Source organism: Neochlamydia sp. S13, assembly GCF_000648235.2.
In the GTDB taxonomy this organism is placed as follows: domain Bacteria; phylum Chlamydiota; class Chlamydiia; order Chlamydiales; family Parachlamydiaceae; genus Neochlamydia.
Genome location: NZ_AP017977.1, coordinates 1074474 through 1092323, shown reverse-complemented (window position 1 = coordinate 1092323; position 17850 = coordinate 1074474). Strand labels below are relative to the sequence as shown.

General features: G+C 37.1%; 12 protein-coding genes and 1 pseudogene. 3 read left to right on the top strand and 10 right to left on the bottom strand.

Going from position 1 to position 17850, the window contains the following annotated elements; translation table 11 throughout:
- Nucleotides 1-49: 49 nt before the first annotated feature.
- The 7 genes from TY21_RS04170 to mutS form a co-directional block, all read right to left on the bottom strand.
- On the bottom strand, nt 50-934 hold the full coding sequence (locus TY21_RS04170) for a hypothetical protein (RefSeq protein ID WP_052354315.1): 885 nt from the start codon (nt 932-934) through the stop codon (nt 50-52).
- Complete coding sequence (locus tag TY21_RS04165; RefSeq protein ID WP_042239049.1) at nt 922-2415, bottom strand: hypothetical protein; 1494 nt, start codon at nt 2413-2415, stop codon at nt 922-924. Before TY21_RS04165 ends, TY21_RS04170 begins: the two co-directional genes overlap by 13 nt.
- Before the next feature lie 2 nt (nt 2416-2417).
- Nucleotides 2418-3131, bottom strand: a complete 714-nt coding sequence (locus tag TY21_RS04160; RefSeq protein ID WP_042239051.1) for an SDR family oxidoreductase — start codon at nt 3129-3131, stop codon at nt 2418-2420.
- Nucleotides 3128-3493, bottom strand: a complete 366-nt coding sequence (locus TY21_RS04155; protein WP_052354317.1) for a dihydroneopterin aldolase — start codon at nt 3491-3493, stop codon at nt 3128-3130. Before TY21_RS04155 ends, TY21_RS04160 begins: the two co-directional genes overlap by 4 nt.
- A 1-nt stretch (nt 3494) precedes the next feature.
- Complete coding sequence (locus tag TY21_RS04150) at nt 3495-3944, bottom strand: NUDIX domain-containing protein (RefSeq protein ID WP_042239053.1); 450 nt, start codon at nt 3942-3944, stop codon at nt 3495-3497.
- The gene (locus TY21_RS04145) at nt 3945-4790 is read right to left on the bottom strand and encodes an HAD-IIB family hydrolase (protein WP_042239056.1); all 846 of its coding nucleotides are present in this window, start codon (nt 4788-4790) and stop codon (nt 3945-3947) included.
- A gap of 786 nt (nt 4791-5576) precedes the next feature.
- Nucleotides 5577-8120, bottom strand: a complete 2544-nt coding sequence (gene mutS, locus TY21_RS04140) for a DNA mismatch repair protein MutS (RefSeq protein WP_042239059.1) — start codon at nt 8118-8120, stop codon at nt 5577-5579.
- A gap of 853 nt (nt 8121-8973) precedes the next feature.
- On the opposite strand from mutS, the gene TY21_RS04135 reads away from it, so the two are divergent.
- On the top strand, nt 8974-10422 hold the full coding sequence (locus TY21_RS04135; RefSeq protein WP_042239061.1) for a hypothetical protein: 1449 nt from the start codon (nt 8974-8976) through the stop codon (nt 10420-10422).
- A gap of 790 nt (nt 10423-11212) precedes the next feature.
- The gene (locus TY21_RS04130) at nt 11213-12373 is read left to right on the top strand and encodes a hypothetical protein (RefSeq protein WP_042239064.1); all 1161 of its coding nucleotides are present in this window, start codon (nt 11213-11215) and stop codon (nt 12371-12373) included.
- Between the two features lie 141 nt (nt 12374-12514).
- Here TY21_RS04130 and TY21_RS04125 read toward each other — a convergent pair.
- The 3 genes and pseudogenes from TY21_RS04125 to TY21_RS04115 all read right to left on the bottom strand — a co-directional run bounded on the left by TY21_RS04125 (nt 12515) and on the right by TY21_RS04115 (nt 15197).
- Nucleotides 12515-13585, bottom strand: a pseudogene (locus TY21_RS04125) (helix-turn-helix domain-containing protein).
- 144 nt (nt 13586-13729) lie between these two features.
- Entirely contained in the window at nt 13730-14590 is an 861-nt protein-coding gene (locus TY21_RS04120) for a nucleotidyl transferase AbiEii/AbiGii toxin family protein (protein ID WP_042239067.1), read from the bottom strand.
- A complete protein-coding gene (locus tag TY21_RS04115; protein WP_042239070.1) occupies nt 14583-15197 on the bottom strand; it encodes a type IV toxin-antitoxin system AbiEi family antitoxin domain-containing protein in 615 nt (204 codons plus the stop codon). The genes TY21_RS04120 and TY21_RS04115 overlap by 8 nt, the downstream gene beginning before the upstream one ends.
- 371 nt (nt 15198-15568) lie before the next feature.
- On the opposite strand from TY21_RS04115, the gene TY21_RS04110 reads away from it, so the two are divergent.
- Nucleotides 15569-17569, top strand: a complete 2001-nt coding sequence (locus TY21_RS04110; protein ID WP_042239073.1) for a DUF3604 domain-containing protein — start codon at nt 15569-15571, stop codon at nt 17567-17569.
- Nucleotides 17570-17850: the final 281 nt, after the last annotated feature.

Sequence of the window (17850 nt, the reverse complement as noted above, 5' to 3'; positions counted from 1 at the left end):
AGGTGATTCCCCTTTTTAAGCTTTACAGAAGTAGTTTCTTTAAAAGATATTACAAAGCTTTTAAGCGCAGGTAACGTTTAGGAAATAGGAAGAAATCTTCTTTTTTCCATCGACGTCGCAAAGGATACTTCTTTTTATACCAGGTAAGGGCTTCTTCGGCACGCCCTTCAGCTACAGCTTGCATTAAGCTTCTTTCTAATACATCAGGCGAGAAAAAGGTGATTTGAGAATAAAGAGGATCCTTCCACAAGCAAATTGTATGGTTTCCTATATGAAAAAATGGGTCTATTTTTAAGGTTATTTTACTCTCTAGGATGAGGCCTGCCAAGGCAGCTACTTGAGTAGCAAATGAGCAGCACTGATTACCTATAATGGCGTAGTTGGAGAAGGAATAATTTTTTATGAATTTTAAGATTAAGTGAAATTGCGAGGCTGTTAAATTTATTTTAGCTGCAAAGGTGGGATAATGGCGGCCAGGACCGTGTTGAAAAAAGCCATCATGCTGCGTCTGCCATAAATAAGCAATAGGGTTTTTCTCGCCCTGTTCAGCTTGAAGAAATACTCCTTCCATATAGCGGGGCTGCATACATCCTAATTCTCCCGAATGGCCTCCTTCTAGGAATACATAGCTGCTCTTTTCTTGGCTATCCTCCTCTAGTACTCCCTGCAGGTAAATCCAGGCATGCCCAACATCTCCATTTTTTGTACCGTCGCTAGGATGTTTAGCTAAAGTTTTAAAAAATGACCGCGGGCATGAATAGTCTAGATGCCGTGCCTCGACTAGAATAACTAAAAAGTAAGGGCTTTTTTCTTCACATACTTTTCTTGGGCAAGCTTGCTCTAAATGATGATAAAAAAGCCGGTAACTCTCACTTTGAGGCTTGTATGTACAAGCGCAAAGAAAGACCAGCAGCAATAATTTTAGTCTACACATCGCATAATTTGTAATCGGACTTTAAGTTTACAGGTGGCCTGGCGCCTTAAGGTTCTAATAAATACATTCCAATCATAAGATTGGAAACGATTAATCCCTTTAAGCTGATTTTGACTAGATCGGTTTCCACGCATTAGATGGCCCATAAATTTGCCCTCTCCCGCTTCTTTAACAATCCTTAAAGACAAAGCTATGTGGGAAGTATTTAAAATAAAGGTTTCCCCTAATTCAAAGGTAGAAGCTAATTGGCCTTCTAAACTTATTTCAGCTGTAGGATCAACGTCAAAAAAGAAAGAAAGCTCTCGGCATTTTTCGCGCTCTTCTAGTTCAGGTACAGCCGATAAAGCAAAATCTAGTTCAATTTCTTGATCTTTAATATTAAATTCTAGATTTTCCCAATTGCTTTTCTGGCATACAAAAGAATGAACCTTATACTCGTTCCCCCAAATGATGCTCAATGGATGAAAAGCATTTTCCTCGAACCCTTTAAAAAGAGCTTTTTTATCAATCAAGCTGTAGGCAAAGGTCTTCTCTTGATGGGTAAGCCAGCGGCTTTCTTGCCAGGAGCCTGCAAAAGTGAAAGGTAGACTTTTAACAGGCAAAAACTCTCCCGTAGGACGTATCTGTACGGCCTGTAGATGGTAAGCGGCTTCTTTTAAAGCTCGGCTAGAGAATTCTTTACCAAAATAACCTAGATATAGATCATATAAAGTCGGCTGAGGCTCATCCCTAGCTTGATAAAGCTTAAGCCATGGTCCAATATATGATTTTGTAGGCGCATGCCAAGTAGCTGCTAAATGCTGCCAAAAAGCGAGCCATTCTGAGTACTGAATATGCGTATAGGCTAGCTGTAAAGCAATGCAAATATCAGCAATAAAAGAAGGAATAAACCAGGCTGCCTGCATTTTCATCGAAAGAAGCTGCTGCAAAAGCTGCTCTCCATAGGTTTCAAATGCTTTGTTTTTTAACTCAATACCTAACATTTTCGCAGCAGCAGCAATTTTTAGCCCGATTGAATAGGTAGAAGCTTGTTCGGTATAAGCTTTTAATAGAAAAGATAGCAGATGACTTATCGCGGATTCTAAACGGTGTCGAAGATCAACCCCTAAAACAGCATGAAACTCTTTCAATATATAATAAAATGCAGGTAAAAGTTGAGCCCCAAAAAATTTATCTTTACAATGAGGGTACTCATGCATGTACACTGGAAAATTACCATCTAGTGGATTCTGAAAGTAAAGTAAGCGTTCTAAGCTATCTTTTGCTTCGGCTATTTGCTCGCCTGTTTTACTTCTTAGTAACGCCAGGATAAACCAAACATTTTCAGCAACAGGAATAGTTTGCGAAAGATCATCTTCTGGCTCAGGATAAAAGTAATGAATAAAGCCAGTTTGCTTGCTCTGCCTTTTGCGTCCGGCTGCTAAAGCCATCTCATTAAGCTGACGTTCCAAGGTGTTATGGATGGGTAAATCATCTTGCATGGTTATAGCCTTGTTCCTCCTGCAATTTCAATGTTTTGTCCGGTTATATATGAGGCTTGGTCAGACAGTAGGTATCCTATTAATTGTGCCACTTCATCTCTACGGCCTACCCGCTGCATAGGAATTTTTGTTATAGGATGAGGGAGATCCAAAGATTCTTCTAAATATCCTGGAGAGATCATATTTACTCGCACTTGATCAGCTGCAAGCTCAAGAGCTAGCGATTTAGTTAGCATCAAAAGACCTGACTTGGAGACTGTATAAGCGGTTGCATAAGTATCTGCACGGTTTGCATTCAAGCCAGCAACTCCAATATTGACAATTGATCCCTTCCATTTTTTGATGCTAGGTAAAAGATTCTTTATCAAACAATAAGGAACATGTAGATTAGTTTGAAATAGATCATGCCATTGACATATGCTTGTCTTTAAGCTAGACCCGAGTAGGTAATTTCCCACGTTATTAATTAAATTTTTAGTCTCAGCAAAATGCTTTTGATATTCCTTAATAAAGCGTTGGGTAGACTCAATGGTAGAAAAGTCGCCTTGGACTGCCTGGACAGGCACCTGGTAATAAGAGCATTTCTCTACAACAAGCTGAGCCTCCTCCTTGCTTGTATTATAATGGACGGCTATCGCATGCCCTTGCTTAGCTAACTCTAAACAAATCGCTGCGCCTAAATTTTTAGCTCCCCCTGTTACTAATGTCCACTTCATGTTGAAAGCCTATTTCCATATTCTAACTCGACAAATGCACAAGATGCTAAAGAAATAGCCTTTTCCTTTCTTATCATCACTTTTACCCAATGAAGAGAAAATTTATCTGCTAGCTTAAGAACAAGCTCGTGAGCTAAAGTTTCTAGCATTTGATAGGCACCTTCTTGGGCAACTTGACTGCAAAACTCTGCTAAGCTTGCATAGCAAACAGCCTTTGATAAGTCATCTGAAAGGGTGATAAGCGCAAAATCTATTTCGTAGCATACATCTATTGATAATTCTTGAGGATGCTTACGTTCGTATGGGTAGACACCGATAATACAAGAGAGACGATAATTTTTAAATCCGACGATTCCTAACATATTAAAAGTTTTGGTAAGGGTGTTGTATATACCATTCAATCAAGCTATATAGCTCTCGATTTAAGCTTAACCCTAAAGCTTTTTCGGGAGAGATCCAAATGTAGTGATCAGCTTCTGCATTAAGAATAACATGATTTTTAGAAGAATTTGGCGATAAACGTGCAACGTAGTCATTCATGACAAAATGATTGGGGTTAATAAATTCAGAAGAATATATAGAATCGTGGACCAAAGCAAAACGCAAATCTTTAATAAATAATCCTGTTTCTTCTAAAACTTCGCGAGTTACCGCTTTCTCTCTGGACTCCCCCAGCTCAACTTTTCCTCCTGGAATGGTAAAGTCCACCTTCCATTTAAAAGAGTGCACGAGCAAAATATCTCCATCATCGGCTACAATTAGGGCTCCCACAGTCACGAGAGGATATAGATTAGTACTTTTTGATACTTTCATTTACTGTGCGAGCGCTTCTTTTAAACCTTTTATGATTCCTAACGATGAAGCAGGGGGAGCAATAATATCTGCTTTGGCTTTAAGCTGCAAAGGAGCATCAGCCATAGCCACTTTAATGTGAGCTTGTTCAAACATACTTAAATCATTTAGATCATCGCCTGCGGCAATAACTACTCCTTCATATCCTAATTGATCAATTAGCTGGCGAAGAGCATAGCCTTTATTAGCTTGTGAGTGAGTGGCTTGAACGACATAATAACCCTCACCAAAAGGATCTTTAATAACAGGCGCATGCAATTCTAAGTTTTTTTCCATCCTTTCTGCGACATATTGAGCTGTCTCCTCCTCCCCAAAACATTTAACGGAAGGAAATTCTTTAAAAGAGATCTCCTTAAAATTTTCTACAGCAATCCACTCCTCATTAAAGCTTTGGCGTCGTTTTTCTAGATAGTATCGAAGGTTTGGAGAAAAATGGCTGGGACGGTAATAGCATAGGTTGTTTCCTTCTAGGCCCGTATAGATTACAAAATCAGTAGATGTACTTTCACAAATTTTTTCCATAGAAAGAAGAACGGAGCAATCCAAATATTTTTTAATGATGACTCTACGATCTGGCATGGACAAAAGTATAGCTCCATTGTGAGCTGCATAATAATAGCTAAAGGGAAGCTCTTTTAATACCTGATGGCCAAACTCAAATGTCCGTCCTGTTACAAAAACAAACATAGCTCCTTGCTGATGTAGGGTTGTCAAATAATGAATCACTGCGGGTGGAATGTTTTGCATTTTTACTGCTAGAGTTCCATCGATATCAAGAGCTATCAAACTACAAAAATTTTTAATCATGCATTTACGATAACATACGGACTCAATAAAGCTTAACCAGATTTTTGCGTTTGGACTTTTCTTTTTGGTTAGCCTTTAGTCTTTCTTTTAAAAGGAACTTTTTTGAGCATGTTTTTATAGGGTGCGTCTACTCTTGACACCCCTAACTTGATAGATAGACTTAACGCATGTGAGCTAAAGGGTAAACTTAAAAAGATTGATATGACAGATAGTAACCCTGCTCTTGAGAATATTTAGACTGAGCTTTGAAAAAAAATTCTGTCCTGTGCTGGTGATAATGTTTTGTGTTAAGAAAGGCTTTATTTATCATTGCCTACTTAAAGGCTTGCAAAATTTAACTGACTCTCTCTACAGGATTTTAAATAAATCTACACCCATATCCTCATTAGTATTTTTTAATATTTAAATGTATTTAGGTTAAATTAGCGAAGTTATGATGAGAAGATAGACGGTTAAATTAAGCAAAATCCTACTCTTCCAGGAGCGTAAAACGCTCCTGGAATAACTGGCTCATTAGAAATTTATTTTTTGCTTGTGGAATTATTCTTATTTTGCTGATGCGATTCTTGTTTCTGCGATGAAGAATTAGTTTTTGCGTTAGACTGTTGTGAGGAATTTTTTTGCTGATGTTGTTTTTTTGTATCCATAAGAGACCTCCTAAGAATTTATTTTTAAGGACATCTTCTTATTCGCATATTGCTTGTAAATCTGTCAATTTAAAATTAAAAATATACAAAAAGTGAAGCTCATAAGGTTAATTATTAGCAATTTAATTTCTAGGTAAAATTATCCAAAGAAAGTCATTTGCCTTTCATTAAATTTATTTTTTTTTGCTGGCATCTGCCTTTTAGGCTTGGAGGGTTCAAAAACGCTTTTTTGATTAGCATTTTCTTCTAAATGCGCTAAAATCTCTTTAGCTCTTAAAATAACTTGTAAAGGAAGGCCTGCTAGACGGCCTACATGAATTCCATAACTTTTATCTGTGCTTCCCCGCACAATTTTGCGCAGGAAAACAATGACATCTTCTGCTTCATGAACGGCTACATGATAATTGACTGCGCCCGGCACGCGTTCTTCTAATTTTGTTAACTCCCAATAATGCGTTGCAAATAGAGTTTTAGCCTGGCTACCTTCGGTTGTTAATAAATACTCAGCTACTGACCAAGCGATTGAAATTCCATCATAGGTACTTGTCCCTCTTCCAATTTCGTCTAAAATGACCAAAGATCTGCCAGTAGCATTATTTAAAATATTTGCTGTTTCAGTCATTTCGACCATAAAAGTGGATTGGCCTCGGGAAAGGTCATCGCTAGCTCCTATGCGTGTAAACACTTTATCGACGACACCGATATGAGCGCTTTTAGCAGGAACAAAAGAACCTATTTGCGCCATAATAGTTATCAAAGCTACCTGGCGAATATAGGTAGACTTGCCTGCCATATTAGGGCCTGTAATGAGCAGTAAAAGATTAGCCTCATTATCCATGAGAGTGTCATTAGGGACAAATTTTTCTCCCGTATTAATGGCTTCAATAACGGGATGCCGGCCGCTAATAATTTGTAAAATGCTACTATGATCTACGATAGGCCGCGTATAATCATAGAAAAGTGCTACTTCCGCTAATGAACGTAAGGCATCAATTTTGGCTATAGCTTGAGCAATGCTAAAAACTTGCTTTGTATACTTGGTTACTTCTTCGCGAAGGGCATTAAATAGGCCTGTTTCGATGGCTAAAATCCGCTCTTCAGCATTTAAAACTTTTTGCTCAAATTCTTTTAGCTCTGAAGTGATGTAACGTTCCCCATTGACCAGGGTTTGCCTACGCTGAAAAGTTGCGGGCATACGATCAGATTGACCTTTGCTCACCTCTATGTAATAACCGAACATGCGCGTAAAACCTACCTTTAAGGTTTTAATTCCTGTCTCCTCGCGTAAACGCGTTTGATAATTAGCTAACCAAGCTCTGCTATCTTGACGGATGGAACGCAATTCATCCAATTCATTATTATAGCCCTCCCGAAAGACTTGTCCGTCACTGATCTTTAAGGGTGGCTCATCGACTAAAGCGCGAGCGATTAGATCTGTCATTGAGGTCGGATTTTCTAACTTTTGTTCCTCTTGCTCCAATAAGGTTGAGTAAATGGTCAAAGGCTGCAAGGCTTGCTTAAGTTGGGGAAATTCTTCAAAAGAACATTTTAAAGCTACCAAATCTCGGGGCGAGGCATAGCCGGAGCTAATTTTCATCATTAAACGTTCTAAATCCCTGACTCTTCCTAGCAATTTTTTAACTAAATCAATAGCTGTTTTATTATTGAAAAAAGCCTCAATAGCATCTTGACGACGCTTAATTTCTTCTATAGATAGAAGTGGAAGCTTTACCCAGTTAAGCAACAAACGTGCACCCATGGGAGTACAGGTCTTATCTAGGATGTTCAATAGAGTACTTTTCCTAGAGCCATCATACAAGCTGGCTGTAATCTCTAAATTTCTTTGCGTGATGCGATCAAGAGACATAAATTGCGAGGTAGAATAGGTACGAACTTCCTGAATATGCTCGATCGATAAGCACAAGTTGTCCTGAAGATAATTCAAGATAGCCCCTGCTGCATTTATACCTGCTAGCATGCCTCTTAAGCCAAAACCATCCAAATTATGAACACCAAAATGGTTGATTAAAAAGTTATAAGCCGTTTGATGTTCAAAACGCCAATCTTCTTGAGCTGTTAAGAGAAAATCTTGTGCCTGTCGAAGATTTTTTAATAAGTCTTGATGCTTAGATTGAAATTTGTGAGAGACCAAGCATTCTGAAGGACGTAAACGAAAAATTTCGTTGAGTAGTTCTTGCTCATTTTCAAACTCTACCACTCTAAACTCACTAGTGGTTAAGTCAATAAATGAAAGTCCAAAAACCTCTCCTACTCGATGAATAGAAGCAAAAAAGTTGTTTGCTTTATCGGATAATAAGGTAGAGTTAATCACAGTACCAGGGGTAACAATTCTAACAATTTCCCTTTTTACTATCCCTTTAGTGGTTTTAGGATCCCCTATTTGTTCGGCAACAGCTACTCTAAATCCTTTAGATACTAATCTATCTATGTAAGCTTCGCTAGTGTGATGAGGAATGCCTGCCATAGGAATCTCGCCTCTTTTAGTAAGCGTAAGATCTAATTCCTTAGCAATTAAAACAGCATCCGCATCAAACGCTTCATAAAAATCCCCTAGGCGAAAAAGTAAAACAGCTTCTCCTGCTGCTTGCTTGCAAGCTTGCCATTGGCTCATCATAGGTGAAACTTTAAATTCAGAACTAACATCAAAAGAGGGAGTATTCATAATTTATTTAATCTTTTAGATTCATCGAATGGGATTATTTTGACAAACTGAAATGAGTTATGCAAGGAAAAAGGAGTAAGAGGTGCTGTTTTAAATAGGGAAAGAGATATCCATAGGGTCCCCGATTACTCGCCCTAAAAAAATTTATTCTTATAAAGTATTTAAAATATAATTTTTTATTCACAGAAGAAGCAAATCAGAGATTTAGGCTGAGGATAGAGCTTAAAAAAGTTTTAGCGAACTATACCTGCTTTAGATGAACATAAGATTTATTTTTCGGCTCATTAAATCCTCTGTTACAGAAGGCAAAGCCTTCAGGCAATGCATTGAGTAGAGGACAAAATAATATTTTTTTGCCCCTATCAATCCTTCCTAAGGTTTATAAATAAAGCTAAGCTTATAGGAAGCTTCATAAGCTTGGTACTCCTTAGAGAAGATGTAGATTTATTATTTAAATAAAAAGCGTGGCTCTAAAGATGGATTAGCTTAAGGGAATACAAATAATTTTTTTCAGCTATGAATAGCTTCGATAAATAATCTTAAGCAAGGTCTAAGCTAATTAGGTTAATTAGTTTTTCCATAAAATCTCTTAAAAAAAGTTAGCTAAAAAAGTAAATTTCTTTGCTCTATGCCTCGTAAAAAGAAATAGATTAATTTAATGAGCTTTGTTATGCTTCGGTCTAAGAAAGCATCTATGTGTTTAAAGCCTAGTTTTTTTGAATAAAAAATCAGAAGATGAGGTTTAGACAAATTAGAGGAATTTTTTCTCGTTTTCCTCTTTAAATATTTGAGAAAATAATCCACACCATTAGCCGAAATTTAAAGCTTTAATTTAGCGTGAGTATTTGAAACAATGCAAGCAAGTACATCTTACCACTTTTCTCCGGTAGTCCCCATTTCCTTCTTGGAAAAAATTAATATTTACTACCAGGCTGAAGAAGCTTTTAAAAATTCTTTCAATCCATTAAATCGAGGACTTAATTTAGAGCTCATAAAGAAATTGTTTGAAGAAATTGTGCAAGATCTATCTTACCCCCCTGAAGTCATCCTTCAATCTAAGTTAAATTTAATATTGATGGATATGCTAAGAAATGAACTGAGCGACCTTGCGGTGGTTGATGAAATTATTGACCAACTCTGTCCTGAGCAAGCGATATTATTAATTTTTTGCTTAGCCGAATCTTTATATTCGGCTAAAAGTGAAGATGATAGCAGGGCAACTTCTCTCTTAAAATTATATTATAAGCTTCAAAGCTATCCTCAGTGTCCTCCTTATCTAGCTAGTGTAGCAGCCTTTCATGCAGGCAAAATTTGGGCAGTAGGTGATAATAACAAAATAGAGAAAAATTTATTGCGAGCTAATGAATGTTATGACAAAGCTATTAAGTATTTATCGACTGATCTAGAGGTTTATCAGGTTAACGATCGTACGGCTTTAGAGCTCTACTACAACTCCCTGCCAACTTATGAAATAAATCATCTACTCTCTCGCATATATATCGACAAAGCTTATCTTTATTCTAAAGAGTCTAAAAATTGGTCCGCCTGCCTGTTAACTGCAGCAATTATTTATAATGAGATAATAGAAAATTCTCTCGATCGGACGAGCGTGGAAATGGCAAGATTGTCTTTAAAAAAAATGTATGAACAGCAGGTGATAGTTCCCAGATTGCTTATCCATACTCAAACCGAACTAGCTAATTTAATTAAAATCATTAGAACTTATCAGGAAACTATAAGAAATTCTTCCTCTTTTTTAATGGATTCCCCGCAACCTTGGCTTGAGTCATTTGGTACCCTCCCACAATTTTTAACCTTCCTGTTAGAGCCTTTAGACAAAAAAACATTAGGCTATGCAAACTCTATAATTATAAATCTAGTAGACGCAGGATATAATTTACATGAGCAAATAGAAACTAATTTGTCCCAAGAGAAAAAGAATAAAATAGCAAGTATCTTAGGAATAGCTTGCCTCACTTCTGCAAGAGAAGATGCAGCAGAGAAGCCTGAACTTGTTTATAGACGCTTACAGCATATTAGCCCTAAGGCTGATTGTTATTTCGATGCTTTACATGATTTGATAGTAAAAAAATATTATGAAGTAGCTAAACAAACATCTTCTAAATTAGCTGCTTATGAATCAATTAGAGAGCATATTTTAGATGCAATTGAAAATTTGAATGATGCTACTCTCTCCCCCCTATCTCCTCAGTTATTACTAATTAACACAGCTTTAAAGCTTGCTCAAAAATGGGAAATAGAAGCTGAAGCTGAAAAGCTGCTTCTAGATGCTAAATTATAGCCTCTAATCTCTCTTAAAAAAGTGTAGACATTCGAAGAACATGAGGTGAAGGAATGGCATGCAATAGTAAAGGCCTTCACTTTTCTCTATTTTACCTACTTTTTAATATTTTAACCTTTTTAGCAGTAGAAAAACTTGGATGGCATCTGAAAAGCCTGAGGGAACATACGGCTAGAAACCTAAATGGATATCTTAATTTTAATAGTTAAATTTATAAGTTGATAATCTATCGATTCATTAATACGGGTTCTTGCCATAAAACTCAGTAAAGCTTGCCTATTTCTAAGCTTCTTCTGCCCTAAGCCAGTCTGCTTGCTTGCCATTGGCTGCCAGGAAAGAATGGCCTTTAAGCTAGCATCTTTCTAACTTATCTCCTTTGCGGTTAGCCAACTAAGAAGGATTGCCATTCTGATCGCTTCGATTGAGGGTACCTTTTAGAGAAAGCTCTCTTTTGTAGACAATCGTACCGCCATGATGGGGTTTGCTTGGGAAGAAAATAGAGATTATAAAAGAAGAGGCTAGCCACTTGGTTCTAAAAGCAACTTGCATGCAAGCTTAAAAGCCCTTTTGCCTGATAGTTTATCAAAAAATAAGATAGAACGCTTGTCGCCTTTTTCAATATTCATAGCTTTAAGGCTCCTCTGCTTGCTGGAAGAAGGCAGCTAGGTATTTATATTTTCTTCTTGAGTCACTTATTTTTTGCTTTTAAAAAACTTATAAATATATATAGTCTTGAATGAAACAAAATATAAAATAACCTAAGCAGCTCACTATTAACAAGATGGTATCCATGACGTTCTTTACAAAATATAAACTTTTTTTCGTTTTTCCCACGTTATTTGTGTCTTTCTTTTACTCTTTGGCGCTTTTTGCTGAAATATCACCTGCTAGGGAAGATACACAAGGTCAAACTATCCAAGCTATCGCCTCTTTGCTTTTTTATATTCAAGAAGATATTGAATCTACTGCCCAAGAGGACTCCCCTCTTTCTCCTCTTACATTTGCGCCGGAGGAAATTGAATATTTATGGGCAAGAGCCATAGCATTCTATCCTGCCCTCTTTCCCATAAAAGAAGCTTATGAGAAAGCCCATTATATAAATGATGAAGGTATGCTAAAAAGATGCGAGGAAGAAGTTCGTTCGATATGGTTAACTCTGAATGATGAGCCTCAGTCCTCCGCAGAGCCATTGAATAAAACTTTAGCAGAGCGAACCTATAGCTTCAAAAATGTTTCAGATAATCCTCTAGTTAATAATAAAATTAAAAAAGAACTGGCTCCCTACCTATTACCAGCTAACTCAAAAATTACCGCCATTGCAGATCAAATCTTCCAAACCTCTAGGGTTACCTTTAACTCACAAACATTAACAGAAGCAGGTTTTAATATACTTTACAAGCAACCTAGAAGCTTTATCATTGTAGCTAAGCATCCTAGTTTACCTGATTATTTGATTAAGCTTTATTTTGATACTGAACTTCGCATTAAACGTAATGTTCCTGGTTGGAAATGGTTTGCTCGGCGTTGTGCAGGCGCTAATTTAGTAAGAAAAGTAATAAAGAAAAAAAATATTCAGTATTTTACTGTGCCCCAAAAATATATTTATGTATTGCCCTCTTTCCATGCACCTGCTAAAGCGGCCGGCGTAGATCCCAAAGTAGCAATATTGATCGTACAAGACATGCAGCTTGTTCCTAAGGAACAAAATTATTTAGCATGGAGAAGTAAGGTAACCCCTGAGATACTCAATGAACTTTATATTATTATCAGTCGCGCCAATGGATCAAGCTATAGACCTGATAACATTCCCTATACTTTATCAGGAAAATTTGCTTTTATTGACACTGAGTATCCTTTTAGAGATCCTGATTTCAAAAGTATACGCCCCTACTTATCTGCTGAAATGTGCCAATACTGGGATCAGCTCGTCAAGCAAGGCGGTCCTCTATAAAAAAGCAAGGTGTTAATGTAAAGTGGCACAATAGTTACAAAACATCTGTTAGCAAGTTTTCAATTGAATTGCCATAGATAGTACTTGAATTGACAAACATGGGTTACCTGGCAGATACTATTTCTGTCAGTTGTAACTCATCTAACATCTTTCCTGGCGCAAGTGTTTTGCATCTAAGAATTTTTGTAAAGGCGTCTTACCAAAACAATACTTTCCTGTATATGTTCCTTCGTTATTTTACTCCTTCTTCCATTTATCTACATCCCCTTGTAATTCTTCAACATTTTTAAACACTTTTTTCCTAAAAGCTATGGCATAAAATTCGTTCGGGATGGTCTGGTGAAACCTTTCGCAGATTCCATTTGTTTAAAGGATGTCGGGCTTTCGTGCGAAAATAGTCCATATCTTCGATGGCCAGATAAAGTTCATACCCATGGTGCTCTCTTGCGCCACAGTACTCTGTCCCACGGTCGGTTAACACTCTTAAAATCCGAACATCCTGCCCTTTAAACCAAAGAATGACTCGATCATTTAGCATATCCGCTGCTACCCAAGCATTTTTCCTATCATATAATTTGACGAAGGCTACCTTAGAATGAGTATGATCATTGTCTGTTGATAAATGCGTCCCACACCTTTAATAGTGCCTACATAATAAGTATCTTTAAGCTAGTAAATAGCCTGGATGTTCAGTTTCAATTTCGCCATGTGCCTCTTTTTCTTCCTTGGCTTTTTCAAAAGCTTTTAATTGGTCCTCTGTTAATATCATTTCTTCTTAAAACCATCTTAGCTTCCAATGCTTTGAGGCGTTTTTGGAAAGTCTTAAAGATTATATTTTAAGCCAAACAGAACGCACACCCCCTGGCGAAATGAGAACTCCTTGTTTCTTCAAGCTCATTACATACTCTTAATTGTCCATAAGCTGGCTTTTGAAGAGAAAAATCAACCACAGCTTTTTCGATAGATTCGTCCAATCTGCTTATTATGCAGGGCTTTTTGCGGGTCAGATCCTGAAGAGCTGCCTCTCCACCTGTTTCGTAAAGCTCTTTAAATCTATAAAAGCTATCTCTAAAATATCCCATCATCTTGAAAGCTTTAAGAGACATTTCCTAATGTTTCAGCTAACTTTAACACTCCTAACTTGTTTGTCATAACTTTCTGATGAGTTGCTAAATTTGATATTTTGATACTCCTTGTTGGTCTTAAAGCCATTCACCTTAACTTCAGCACTATCATTTTTTATGAGCGCCAGGACTTTAAGTTTCGCAGCTTTTAAATCGTGTTTCCTTTATTTTTATCACCAATGTCAGTTTAAGTCCTGTCTATTAAAATTAAGAATAGATTTATGAAGATTGATCAGTTTTCAAAAAAATTATTTATGTATTTTGATAGCTCCAAAATGACATCCTCAAATTTAACTTCCTGTTTACCCATGGTAGAAAGAAAGTTATTCCAACGTTGCTGAGTTTCCTTGGTGTCATAAAAGGCCCGTGTAAATGCTATCGGACGCTGTAAAGGAGTTTTGCGGTTTGCAAACACTTCGCGAAGGGCAACATTTAACTTTTCGGGTTTAATTTCATGATGTCTTAAGATAGTCCAGAGATCGTAAAAATCTTTCATCCGAGTATTCACAAGAGCAAGCTTTACAATTGATTCTAGTTTTTCCGCTATAACAGTTTCTAAAGTATAGCCTAGCAAGACTGGTTTTGGCATTCCAAGAAGCGTGGGATATTGAATACGCTGAGGTTTGGGGATGATGACATCATTAAATCCAATGTCAATAAGAACAGGCATTTTTGTCGTGAATAACTTTGCCGAGAAACTACTACTTACACCGTTGTAATCCCCACCAGTTTGTGTATTACGAAGTATGAGTTTTTGCGTGTCAAAAGAGATCCCATCTTCCTCGCAACTCATTCCTGAAACTTCTGTAATGATGCGTTGTAAATTATCAATCTGGTTAGATGTTCTAGCAAGTAGATCGATATCCATAGTGGCGCGATGATCCATTGAATCCCAGACTTTCAGCATGAGGCCACCTTTAAGAAAAAATTTCTCTGCATAAGGACTAAGGCTAAGGCGATACAAAAATCGTTCTATAGCATAGTAGCGGAGAATTTCATCAAATGGCCGATTTCTTTGCTCCGATAGATTCTTTAACCGTTGACGTATCGACTCGCCAAGATTCTTTCTAGGTTTTTCAACAGCTTTATCCACTGACAATCGTCTCCATAATTGGCTTTAGAATCTTCTTAACACGAAATAATTTAGCATATTCAAAGAGTTTATCTAAATTTGTCTTTCTGCTGTGCCAATACATCTTTAGCGCCTCAAGAACGACATCCATGCCGATTTTGTTGCGAAATTTCACACAATCAACCAAGGTTTTTTCTATGTCAAAAATCTTAAATATACACCCATCAATTGCGTGTTCTTGAACTCCTGTTTTTAGTAGCTCTTCAGTATACCAAAAATAGCGCATGGGTGGGTAAGAGATGGCAGGCTTATGGGTCTGACTTGGTAAAGCAACGTAAACGAAGTGAGGAATTTGAGTAGTGATCTCATGAAATGCTAGAGCAGAAATAAGACAAATGACCCCCCTTGGAATCTTTTTAGCAACGGGAATAAAGTCAGGCAAAGAAGGGGCAGGCATTTCGACTAATCGATATAAGCCTCTGCTAACAATTTCTAAATCTCCTCTATCTCGAAGGGTATAAAGTTCCCGTCGATGTATACCTATAGCAATAGCTTCCGACATAGTAAGAATTCCTCCTTGCTTCCGAAATGCTGCAAGTGCTAATTCAAGCTTTGATTTTTTTTTCATGGTACAAAATAGCGGATTTTTTCATTAATATCCGTAATATTGTACCAAAGCGTTTTGAGAGTCAAGAAATTCATGACATAGAAGGAGAAATTCATGGACAATTTAAATACGTATACATGTGATTGGCTCATTGATATAAAGTGCCAGTTTTAATTAGCGAGATACATTCATAGCTAGAAATATTTTTTTTAATATTAATAATTACTTGAATATCACCTTCTAACTTTTCTTACGGTTAGTAAGTATATGTTTTATTAAAAGCATTTTTTTTAAAACCACTTAAAAAACACAAGGTGCACATCACCCTTGAAAAAGAAAAAGACATCTCTCATAATGGTATAGTTCTATAGAAATTTAGGGAGTAACATAACATGCGTCGATCTATTTGCTATTGTGAACCGGCCTCTGCTCAAGCGGGAGAAGTTAATAATTGGAAGTTTGTTTATACTTCTGCCACCTCTCTTCCTAAAGGTACACGCCTAAAATTTGATATGCTGAGTAATGGTCGAGATATCGATTGGCAAATTCCAAGCTCTAATGTCAAAAAGATAACCAATATTATCTATGGAGAGCTTGAAAGTGGCAAAATAATTTCCGCAAAGGAAGTATCCTCAGCAGCTCACTTTACCCCGGATTTTGAATTTATTCTACCCAGTGCCTTAGAAGCCGGTAGCAACTTTACTATAGTGATTGGTACTACCGATATTAAAAAAGCTAATAAAGAAGGCAATCGGGCCCAGACAAATTCTCAACGTAGGCGACCATTCAATATTTATATAGATCCAACCGGGCAAGGAAACTATGGTGAACCAGAAGTGTTTTGCTTAGATATAAAAGGCAATACTCTCTGTTCGATTCGCGTAGTAGCTCCTTCTTATGTTACGCGTAATAAACGCTTTGATGTTATCGTGCGCTTTGAAGATCAATATGGAAATTTAACCAGTGATGCACCTGACGAAACACTCATAGAGCTTTCTTATGAACATTTACGCGAAAATCTCAATTGGAAATTATTTGTTCCTGAAACTGGCTTTATTGCTCTTCCTAATCTTTACTTTAATGAGCCAGGTATCTATACGATCCGGCTTTTAAATACCTATACGCAGCAAGTCTTCCAATCTCCTCCTATTAAATGTTTTGCAGATAATAATAAAAGTGTTTTTTGGGGAATCTTGCATGGCGAATCAGAAAGAATTGACTCCACAGAAAATATTGAGAATTGTTTACGTCACTTTCGAGATGATAAGGGGATGAATTTCTTTGGAGCCTCTCCATTTGAAAGTCAGGAGGAGACTTCTAATGAGATGTGGAAGCTTATTAGCCAAAACCTCTTAGAGTTTGATGAAAATGATCGTTTTACTACCTTTCTAGGAACTCAGTGGTCTGGAATCCCTGAAGAAGAAGGAACACGGCAAATTGTCTTCACTAAAGACCATAAACAACCTTTACGTAAAAAAGATGCTAAATATAGTACTCTTAAAAAGATTTATAAAAGTTTTTCTCCTAAAGAAATTATCTCTATCCCTACTTTTACTATGGGCAAAGGTTATGAATATAACTTCAAAAATTTTGATCCAGACTATGAAAGAGTGGTAGAAATTTACAATGCTTGGGGCTCTTCTGAATGTCTGAAGAAAGAAGGGAATTTACGTCCCATCCAATCGCATGGAAAAGTAGGAGTGCAAGAAAGTGCAGAAGGCTCTATTCAAAAAGCTCTTTTAAATAATTGTCGCTTTGGATTCGTGGCAGGAGGCTTGGATGATCGTGGTATTTATGCACCTTTTTTTGAAGGAGATCAGGTCCAATATTCTCCCGGGTTAACAGCAATTATTGCCGCGGAGCATACCCGTGCTTCTTTAGCTGAAGCTCTTTATACACGTTCTTGTTATGCCACCACTGGAGAGAGAATTATTGTTGGTTTATATATAGCAGGTATGCCAATGGGTAGCGAGATTTCTACCGCTCAAAAGCATGGACTACTTATTAATAGACATATCTCAGGCTTTGTTGCCGGCACTACCCGCTTAAAATCTGTGGAAATTATACGCAATGGAAAAGTTCTTAAATCTTTTCATCCGGAAAGCTACAGCTTAGATTTTACCTTTGATGATATGACTCCTTTAGAGACCGTTACAGTAGCTAGCAAAGATAAAAAACCGCCCTTTGTTTTTTATTATATTAGAGTGGTGCAAGAAGATGGCCACATGGCTTGGTCTTCTCCCATCTGGGTAGATTATGTCCCTAGTGCACCTAAACGCCCCGTTTCTAAAAATGCTAAGCCTACCGTAAAATTAGAATCTCTCAAGATTGCTGAAGAAGAGGAAGAGGATAATGATTTTGATTATGAAGATGATGAGGATGATGACGAATAAAAAACAAAAGCTTCACTCTTTTAAAACTGCACACCTACATTTCTAGATAAGCGATCTTGTTTAGGAAAAAGCACAAAGCTTATTAAGCAAGGGATGATTAAAAATGTGTGACTATGTCAGCATTCAAGTTTTTTTTAATTTTAAAATTCAAAATTGAGCTAATAGCTAAGCTTTATTACTCCTTATTATATAAAGGTAGTAGGGTTTAGCTTTTTCTATCGAAAGCTCTGCCCTTCCCTGCCCTTGAATTTATAAATGCTATCCTAAGAAAGAAGAACATA

Bases quoted from the DNA above. Each gene is read 5' to 3' on its own strand.
- TY21_RS04170 (WP_052354315.1), bottom strand. From the start codon at position 934: ATGTGTAGACTAAAATTATTGCTGCTGGTCTTTCTTTGCGCTTGTACA.
- TY21_RS04165 (WP_042239049.1), bottom strand. From the start codon at position 2,415: ATGCAAGATGATTTACCCATCCATAACACCTTGGAACGTCAGCTTAAT.
- TY21_RS04160 (WP_042239051.1), bottom strand. From the start codon at position 3,131: ATGAAGTGGACATTAGTAACAGGGGGAGCTAAAAATTTAGGCGCAGCG.
- TY21_RS04155 (WP_052354317.1), bottom strand. From the start codon at position 3,493: ATGTTAGGAATCGTCGGATTTAAAAATTATCGTCTCTCTTGTATTATC.
- TY21_RS04150 (WP_042239053.1), bottom strand. From the start codon at position 3,944: ATGAAAGTATCAAAAAGTACTAATCTATATCCTCTCGTGACTGTGGGA.
- TY21_RS04145 (WP_042239056.1), bottom strand. From the start codon at position 4,790: ATGATTAAAAATTTTTGTAGTTTGATAGCTCTTGATATCGATGGAACT.
- mutS (WP_042239059.1), bottom strand. From the start codon at position 8,120: ATGAATACTCCCTCTTTTGATGTTAGTTCTGAATTTAAAGTTTCACCT.
- TY21_RS04135 (WP_042239061.1), top strand. From the start codon at position 8,974: ATGCAAGCAAGTACATCTTACCACTTTTCTCCGGTAGTCCCCATTTCC.
- TY21_RS04130 (WP_042239064.1), top strand. From the start codon at position 11,213: ATGACGTTCTTTACAAAATATAAACTTTTTTTCGTTTTTCCCACGTTA.
- TY21_RS04115 (WP_042239070.1), bottom strand. From the start codon at position 15,197: ATGAAAAAAAAATCAAAGCTTGAATTAGCACTTGCAGCATTTCGGAAG.
- TY21_RS04110 (WP_042239073.1), top strand. From the start codon at position 15,569: ATGCGTCGATCTATTTGCTATTGTGAACCGGCCTCTGCTCAAGCGGGA.